Source organism: Pseudomonas sp. JH-2, from assembly GCF_036231725.1.
Taxonomy (GTDB): Bacteria; Pseudomonadota; Gammaproteobacteria; order Pseudomonadales; family Pseudomonadaceae; genus Pseudomonas; species Pseudomonas delhiensis.
This window is the reverse complement of record NZ_JAZAQP010000020.1, coordinates 16,010-23,222: the sequence shown is the minus strand read 5'-3', so window position 1 is coordinate 23,222 and position 7,213 is coordinate 16,010. Positions and strand designations below refer to the sequence as shown.

The 7,213-nt window shown below is 72.1% G+C and carries 8 protein-coding genes; 7 read left to right on the top strand and 1 reads right to left on the bottom strand.

Translation table 11 applies throughout. The features are described from left to right. The first annotated feature begins 22 nt into the window (after nt 1-22). Nucleotides 23-343: an isochorismate lyase gene (locus VV867_RS15525; RefSeq protein ID WP_328566903.1), complete on the top strand. Its 321-nt coding sequence runs from the start codon at nt 23-25 to the stop codon at nt 341-343. After that, a complete protein-coding gene (locus VV867_RS15520) occupies nt 340-1,755 on the top strand; it encodes an isochorismate synthase (protein ID WP_328566902.1) in 1,416 nt (471 codons plus the stop codon). The genes VV867_RS15525 and VV867_RS15520 overlap by 4 nt, the downstream gene beginning before the upstream one ends. Here VV867_RS15520 and VV867_RS15515 read toward each other — a convergent pair. Continuing rightward, nucleotides 1,737-2,654, bottom strand: coding sequence for an AraC family transcriptional regulator (locus VV867_RS15515; RefSeq protein WP_109937016.1), 918 nt, complete (start codon nt 2,652-2,654; stop codon nt 1,737-1,739). The two genes, VV867_RS15520 and VV867_RS15515, sit on opposite strands and share 19 nt — an antisense overlap. A 104-nt stretch (nt 2,655-2,758) precedes the next feature. On the opposite strand from VV867_RS15515, the gene VV867_RS15510 reads away from it, so the two are divergent. Genes VV867_RS15510 through VV867_RS15490 form a run of 5 tightly spaced genes read left to right on the top strand, consistent with a single transcriptional unit; the run spans nt 2,759 to nt 7,185 of the window. Next, entirely contained in the window at nt 2,759-3,313 is a 555-nt protein-coding gene (locus VV867_RS15510; RefSeq protein WP_275630289.1) for a carboxymuconolactone decarboxylase family protein, read from the top strand. A gap of 51 nt (nt 3,314-3,364) precedes the next feature. Next, nucleotides 3,365-4,429 (top strand): acyl-CoA dehydrogenase family protein, encoded by a 1,065-nt coding sequence (locus VV867_RS15505; protein WP_328566901.1) that lies wholly within the window; start codon nt 3,365-3,367, stop codon nt 4,427-4,429. After that, the gene (locus VV867_RS15500) at nt 4,426-5,262 is read left to right on the top strand and encodes an ABC transporter ATP-binding protein (protein WP_089393673.1); all 837 of its coding nucleotides are present in this window, start codon (nt 4,426-4,428) and stop codon (nt 5,260-5,262) included. Before VV867_RS15505 ends, VV867_RS15500 begins: the two co-directional genes overlap by 4 nt. Beyond that, nucleotides 5,228-6,427, top strand: a complete 1,200-nt coding sequence (locus VV867_RS15495) for an ABC transporter substrate-binding protein (protein ID WP_328566900.1) — start codon at nt 5,228-5,230, stop codon at nt 6,425-6,427. Before VV867_RS15500 ends, VV867_RS15495 begins: the two co-directional genes overlap by 35 nt. Nucleotides 6,428-6,438: 11 nt before the next feature. Continuing rightward, on the top strand, nt 6,439-7,185 hold the full coding sequence (locus VV867_RS15490) for an ABC transporter permease (RefSeq protein ID WP_328566949.1): 747 nt from the start codon (nt 6,439-6,441) through the stop codon (nt 7,183-7,185). The last annotated feature ends 28 nt before the right edge of the window (nt 7,186-7,213 follow it).

The following is a 7,213-nucleotide window of genomic DNA, read 5'->3' as shown; positions in this document are numbered from 1 at the left end:
CCCATCGCAAGGAGCGAACGCAATGAAGACCCCGGAACAATGCGCCAGCCTCGACGACGTGCGCCTGGGTATCGACAGCCTGGACCGCGAGATCATCGCCGCCCTCGGCCGGCGCCTGGCCTACGTCAAGGCGGCGGCCCGCTTCAAGCCGGACGAGGCGAGCATCACCGCGCCGCAGCGGGTCGCCGCGATGCTGCCCGAACGCCGCGCCTGGGCCCGCGCCGCCGGGCTGGACCCGGCGTTCGTCGGCCCGCTGTATGCCCAGATCATCCAGTGGAACATCGACCAGCAGGTACGCCACTGGCGCCGTCGGAACGGCCTGGAGGAGGACGGGCAGGCATGAACGCGGATACCTTCGACGAACTGCGAGCGGCCTTCGCGGCGGCCGCGCGCCAGGCCCGCGAGCAGGGGCGGCCGGTACTGGCGGTCGGCACCACGGCCTGTGCGGAACTCGACGCCATGCGGCTGTTCGCCGCCAACCGCCAGGTATTCGGCCAGAGCCTGCTGTGGCGGGCGGAAGAGGGCACCGAAGCCATGGCCGGCTTCGGTTGTACCCAGGAAGTCAGCCCGCCGGCGGCCGGGCGCTTCGCCGCCAGCGCCGACATCTGGCGCGAGCTGTTGGCCCGCATGGCCTGGCGCGGGCCGTGCCCGCCGCGCCTGTGCGGTGGCTTCGCCTTCGACGCCCAGGCGCCGACGGCGCCACACTGGCGCGCCTTCGCCGCCACCTCGCTGGTGTTGCCGCGCATCCTCTACCTGCGCCGGGCAGGGCGCTCCTTCCTGTCCTTCAGCCGCTGGCTGGAGCCGGATGCCGACGTCGATGCCGCGGTCCGTGAGCTACGCGCCGAATGGAGCACCTTGCTCGCCCGCTACCTCCACCGGCCGCGCTGTCCCGCCCTGGCGCAAGCCCCGGTGGCGCGCGAGACGCTGGACGCCCGTGACTGGCAGGCGCGGGTGGCGGCGGCAGTGGCGCATATCGCCCAGGGTGGGCTGCGCAAGGTGGTGCTGGCTCGCGAAGTATGCCTGCAGGCGGTGGGCGGCTTCCCCTGTGGCCAGGTGCTGGAGCGCCTGGCCCAGGCCGGCCCCACGGCCTGCCTGTTCGCCTTCGACCGTGGCGGCGCCTGCTTCCTCGGGGCGACCCCGGAGCGCCTGCTGCGGGTCGCCGGGGGCGAACTGGACACCGTGGCGCTGGCCGGCACCCTGGCGCGCGGGGCAACGCCCCAGGAAGACGCGCGCCTGGGCACCGCGCTGCTGAACAGCGCCAAGGACCGCCACGAGCATGCACTGGTCGTCGAGTGCCTGCGCGAAGCCCTGGCGCCCTACTGCGAACGGCTGGACATCGAGGCGTTGCCGCGCCTGCATCGCCTGGCGCGGGTGCAACACCTGCTGACCCCCGTGCGTGGGCGGCTGCGTGCGGGGGTGGATATCCTCGACCTGGTGGCGGCGCTGCACCCCACCCCGGCGGTGGGCGGCCTGCCGCGCGAGGCGGCGCTGGACTACATCCGCCGCCACGAGGGCATGGACCGTGGCTGGTACGCCGCGCCGGTGGGCTGGCTGGATGCCGCGGGCGACGCCGAGTTCTGCGTGGCGCTGCGCTCGGCCCTGCTGCGGGGCGACAGGGCGCACCTGTTCGCGGGCTGCGGGATAGTCGCCGCCTCGGAGCCGCAGGCCGAGTACCGGGAAACCTGCCTGAAACTGCGTACCATGCGGGACGCCCTGGCCCCGCCAGTGGCGGCCCCTCAGCGGCGGCTGCCCTGATCGCGGCTGCGCCGGTACGCCCCCGGCTGCTGCCCGGTGCTCTTGTGGAAGGCGCGGGTGAAGGCCGCCACCGACTGGTAGCCGACCGCCGCGGCCACCTCGGCCACGCTCTGGTCGGCCTTGAGCAGGCGGCAGGCCTGGCCCATGCGCAGGGCCAGCAGCACCTGGCCGGGGGACTGCCCGCAGGTTTCGTTGAAGCGCTTGAAGAAGGCCGAGCGCGACAGCCCGGCGCAGGCTGCCATGTCCTCCAGTGTCCAGGGCAACTGCGGCTGCTCGATCATCCTTTCCAGCAGGCCGGCGAACTGCGGCTGCCGGGCCAGGGCCACCAGGCCGCCGAGGCCGGGGTTGTCCAGCACCTGCTGGCGCAGCACGTAGAGGAACAGCAGGTGGCTCAGGCGCTCCAGCAGCTGCTGCGAGGGCGCCGGCTGGCGCGCGCATTCCTCCAGGATGAGCTCGAACAGGCTGCGCGCGGCGCGTTGCGAGGGCTCGTCGGCGCGCAGCACCAGGTAGGCGGGCAGGGCGTCGATGATCAGCGCGGAGAGCCCCGAGTGGAAATGGAAGAAGCCGCAGACCAGCCCGACGCCGTCCTCGGCCTGCAGCTCCAGGGCGGTCATGGCCTGGCGCGGCTGGCAGGCGGCGGCCTCGGCGCTGGCGGCGTCGGACAGCCGGTAGGCCAGGTCGCGCAGCAGGAAGACGGCATCTCCGCCGTCCAGGCGCACCGGCGCCTCGCCCTCCAGGTGCAGCCAGCAGTGGCCCTGCACCACCAGGTGGAAGCTGGCCCTGGCCAGGCCCTGGGTGGACGCGTGCCAGCCGCCGCAGTAGCGGCCCACGTGGAACAGGCTGGCGTCCAGTTCCAGGCTGTCTAATAACCAATCGACAAGGGGGCTCGACGAAATCATCTAACGAAAAGACTCTGGAGCAAGTGATAGCGACTTTAGAATATTGAACGGTTTTCTTATTACCAACAGACTTTTTCGACACCTACCGTACACGGAGTCGAACCATGTCCCGCCTGCCCATCCAGACCCTCGACAGCGCCCCGGAAGCGGCCCGGCCGTTCCTCGAGAACGCGCTGAAGAACTCCGGCTTCATTCCCAACCTGCTCGGCGTGCTGGCCAACGCCCCGGCGGCGCTGGAGACCTACGTGACCGTCTCCGGCCTCAACGCCAAGGCCGAGCTGGGCCTGGCCGAGCGCGAGGTGGTCCAGCTGATCGCCGCCACCACCCACGGCTGCGATTTCTGCGTGGCCGGGCATACCGCGGTGGCGGCCAACAAGGCCAGGCTCCCCGAGGAAGTGATAGCCGCCCTGCGCGAACAACGCGAGTTGCCGGACGCGCGCCTGGAGGCCCTGGCCGCCTTCGCCCGCGAGGCCATCGCCACGCGCGGCGCGGTCAGCGACGCCGGCCTTGCGGCCTTCCGCGCCGCCGGCTTCAGCGACGGCAACGCCCTGGAGGTGCTGCTGGGCATCAGCCTGGCGACCCTGTGCAACTTCGCCAACGTGCTGGCGCAGACGCCGCTCAACCCCGAACTGGGCAAGTACCGCTGGGAAAAGGCCTGAGTTTCCCATGACCGGGCGGCTGTCGTGCCGCCCGCCGATAGGAGAGCGACCATGCTCGATCCGACCCTGAGCCGCTGGCTCGATGCCCAGGCCGAGGCCCTCGACCTCGGCCAGGCCGACCCGCAGTCGGTGCTGCCGCAACTGGCCGGCGCCGGGCTGTTCGGCATAGGCGTGCCCGAGGCGCTCGGCGGCGCCGGCGGCAGCCTGCTCGACGCGGTGGAGGCCATCGCCGCGGTGGCCGGCCATTCGCTGACCGCCGCCTTCGTCTTCTGGGGGCAGCGCGCCTTCATCGAATACCTGCTGCAGAGCCCCAACCGCGAGCTGGGCGAGCGCCTGCTCGGCGAGCTGCTGGACGGCCGCCTGGCCGGGGCCACCGGGCTGTCCAACGCGATGAAGTTCCTTTCCGGCATCGAGAGCCTGCAGGTGAAGGCCAGCCCCGCCGCCGACGATGGCTGGAGCCTGGATGGCCGCCTGCCCTGGGTGACCAACCTGCGCAAGGGCCACTTCGTGGTGGCCGCGGCCATCGAGCGCGAGGGCGCGGCGCCGCTGGTGGCGGCCATTCCCTCGGGCAGCGCCGGCCTGAGCCGCTCCGACGACCTGCGGCTGCTCGGCCTGCAGTCGAGCAACACCGCCGCCCTGGACTTCAGCGCGGTGCAGCTGCCCCGCGAGTGGCTGCTGCACGACGACGCCCGGCGCTACCTGCCGCAGGTGCGCCCGGCCTTCCTCGGCCTGCAGTGCGCCATGACCATCGGCCTCACGCGCCGGGCGCTGGAGGCGGTGCGCGAGCACCTGGGCGGCAGCCGTTCGGTGCTGCGCGAGGAGGAGGAACGCCTGCGCGGCGAGCTGGAAGCCCTGGTCGAGCGCCTGCGCGCCGGCCTTGCCAGCGGCGAGTTCGGCAGCGAGCCGGCGCGCCTGTTCCGCATCCGCATCGGCCTGGCCGAAGGCGCCGCGGCGGCGGTGCAGCTGGAGCTGCAGGCCAGCGGCGGCAAGGCCTACCTCAGCCAGCACGGCGCGGCCTTCGCCCGCCGCTGGCGCGAATCGGCCTTCGTGCCCATCGTCACGCCCAGCCTGGTGCAACTGCGCGCCGAGCTGCAGCGCCAGGAGGCGCGGGCATGAGCGAGGTGTTGCTGCAGGCCGCCGGCGTCGCCCTCGGCTACCCCGAGGGCAAGGCCTGGCGCAGCGTGCTGGAAGGCTTCGAGCTGAGCCTGGCGCCGGGGGAGGTGGTGTCCATCCTCGGCCCCAGCGGCGTCGGCAAGTCCAGCCTGCTGCGGGTGCTGGCCGGGCTGCAGAAGCCGGCGGCGGGCAGCGTGCATCTGCTCGGCGAGGCCATCGACGGCCCGCACCCGCGGGTCGCCGTGGCCTTCCAGGACCCGAGCCTGCTGCCCTGGCTGAGCCTGGAGAAGAACGTCGCCTTCGGCCTCGACTTCGCCCGCCAGCCGAAGCTGGACAAGGCCAGCCTGCACCAGCGCGTCGACCAGGCGATCGCCGACGTCGGCCTGCAGCACGCGCGGCACCTGGCGCCGGCGCAGCTTTCCGGCGGCATGGCGCAGCGCACCGCGCTGGCCCGCTGCCTGGCGCGGCAGCCCCAGGTGCTGCTGCTGGACGAACCCTTCGGCGCGCTGGACGAAGTGACCCGCGCCGACATGCAGCAACTGCTGCTGCGGGTGATTGGCGAGCGGCGCACCGCCGCGGTGCTGATCACCCACGACATCGACGAGGCCCTGCTGCTCTCCGAACGCATCCTGCTACTGGGCGACACCCCGGCGCGGACGTTGGGCGAATGGCGCATCGACCTGCCGCACCCGCGTGCGGAGCTGGTCGAGGAACTGGGCGCGCTGCGGGTCGAGATCCTCAGAACCCTACGGCGGGCGAGCCGACCCCACGCGAACCCCACGACTGCGCCGGAGGCTGCCCATGTGCCTGGACGATCCCACTCATTCTCGACGTGACATTCTGAAACTCGGTGCGCTGCTCACCGCGGCCGGCGCACTGCCGCTGCTGACCAGCCTGCGCGCCCGTGCCGCCAGCGAACCGGACGCCCCGGTGCGCATCGGCTACCTGCCGATCACCGACGCCACGCCGCTGCTGGTGGCCCACGCCAACGGCCTGTTCGAGGCCGAGGGCATCAAGGCCGAGCGCCCGGTGCTGCTGCGCAGCTGGGCGCAGGTGATCGAGGCGTTCATCTCCGGGCAGGTCAACGTCATCCACCTGCTCTCGCCGATGACCGTCTGGGCCCGCTACGGCAGCAAGGTGCCGGCCAGGGTGGTGGCCTGGAACCACGTCGGCGGCTCCGGCCTGACCGTGGCGCCGGACATCAGCGAGGTGAAGCAGCTGGGCGGGCGCAGCCTGGCCATCCCGTTCTGGTACTCGATCCACAACGTGGTGCTGCAGCAACTGCTGCGCGACAACGGCCTGGTGGCGGTGAGCAAGCCGGCCAACGCCCCGCTCGCCGCCAACGAGGTCAACCTGGTGGTGCTGCCGCCCTCGGACATGCCGCCGGCCCTGGCCAGCAAGCGCATCGCCGGCTACATAGTCGCCGAGCCGTTCAACGCCCTGGCGGAGAACCTCAAGGTCGGGCGCATCCAGCGCTTCACCGGCGACGTCTGGCGCAACCACGCCTGCTGCGTGGTGTTCATGCACGAGCACGACCTGAACGGCCGCCCGGAGTGGTCGCAGAAGGTGGTCAACGCCATCGTCAAGGCCCAACTGTGGACCCGCGACAACCGCGCCGAGGCGGCCAAGCTGCTGTCCAGGGACGGCGCCAACCGCTACACCCCGCACGCGCCGGAAGTGCTCGGGCGGGTCCTGGCCCCGGCTCCGAGCGAACGTGAGAAATACCTGGCCGACGGCGCCATCCGCCATGCCGACTGGCACGAGGAGCGCATCGACTTCCAGCCATATCCCTTCCCCAGCTACACCGAGGAACTGGTGAAGCGCCTGAAGGACACCCTGATCCAGGGCGACAAGGGCTTCCTCGCCGCGCTGGACCCGGCGCAGACCGCCAGGGACCTGGTGGACGACCGCTTCGTGCGCAACGCCCTGGCCCAGGTCGGCGGCCTGGCCGCCTTCGGCATTCCCGACAGCTTCGAGCGCAGCGAGGAGATCACCACGTGAGCCCTGCCGTACTGTCCGGCCGCCGCCACTGGCTGCTGGGCCTGGCCGGGCTGCTGGCGCTGCTCGGCCTGTGGTGGACCGGCGTGCGCCTGTTCGGCGGCGACGGCCTGGGGCAGTTGTTCGCGCCCGGGGCCACCTTCGCCAGCCTGGGCGAGCTGCTGGGCCGCGCGGAACTGTACGAGCACGTGCTGGTGAGCCTCAGGCGTGTGCTGCTGGGGCTGCTCCTGGCGCTGGCGGTGGGCGTGCCCCTGGGCCTGCTGGTGGGCGCCTCGCGGCACCTGGAGGCGGCGACCACGCCGGCCTTCCAGTTCCTGCGGATGATCTCGCCGCTGTCGTGGATGCCCATCGCAGTGATGCTGATGGGCGTGGGCGACCAGCCGATCTACTTCCTGCTGGCCTTCGCCGCGGTCTGGCCGATCCTGCTCAACACCGCCGCCGGCGTGCGCCAGCTCGACCCGCGCTGGCTGCAGCTGTCGCGCAGCCTCAGCGCCACGCCCTGGGAGACCCTGCGCAAGGTGATCCTGCCCGGCGTGCTGGGCCACGTGCTGACCGGCGTGCGCCTGGCCATCGGCATCCTCTGGATCGTCCTGGTGCCCTGCGAGATGCTCGGCGTCAGCGCCGGGCTGGGCTACTACATCCTCGACACCCGCGACCGCCTGGCCTACTCGGAGCTGATGGCCATGGTCCTGCTGATCGGCGCCCTGGGCTTCGCCCTCGACGCCCTGGCGCGCAGCCTGTACCGCCGGCGCCTGGGCTAGCCAGTGCATTTTGCCGGCGCTGCGTCTA

What these genes read in the sequence shown, in the direction of transcription:
- VV867_RS15525 (WP_328566903.1), top strand. Translation starts at nt 23, where the DNA reads ATGAAGACCCCGGAACAATGCGCCAGCCTCGACGACGTGCGCCTGGGT.
- VV867_RS15520 (WP_328566902.1), top strand. Translation starts at nt 340, where the DNA reads ATGAACGCGGATACCTTCGACGAACTGCGAGCGGCCTTCGCGGCGGCC.
- VV867_RS15515 (WP_109937016.1), bottom strand. Translation starts at nt 2,654, where the DNA reads ATGATTTCGTCGAGCCCCCTTGTCGATTGGTTATTAGACAGCCTGGAA.
- VV867_RS15510 (WP_275630289.1), top strand. Translation starts at nt 2,759, where the DNA reads ATGTCCCGCCTGCCCATCCAGACCCTCGACAGCGCCCCGGAAGCGGCC.
- VV867_RS15505 (WP_328566901.1), top strand. Translation starts at nt 3,365, where the DNA reads ATGCTCGATCCGACCCTGAGCCGCTGGCTCGATGCCCAGGCCGAGGCC.
- VV867_RS15500 (WP_089393673.1), top strand. Translation starts at nt 4,426, where the DNA reads ATGAGCGAGGTGTTGCTGCAGGCCGCCGGCGTCGCCCTCGGCTACCCC.
- VV867_RS15495 (WP_328566900.1), top strand. Translation starts at nt 5,228, where the DNA reads ATGTGCCTGGACGATCCCACTCATTCTCGACGTGACATTCTGAAACTC.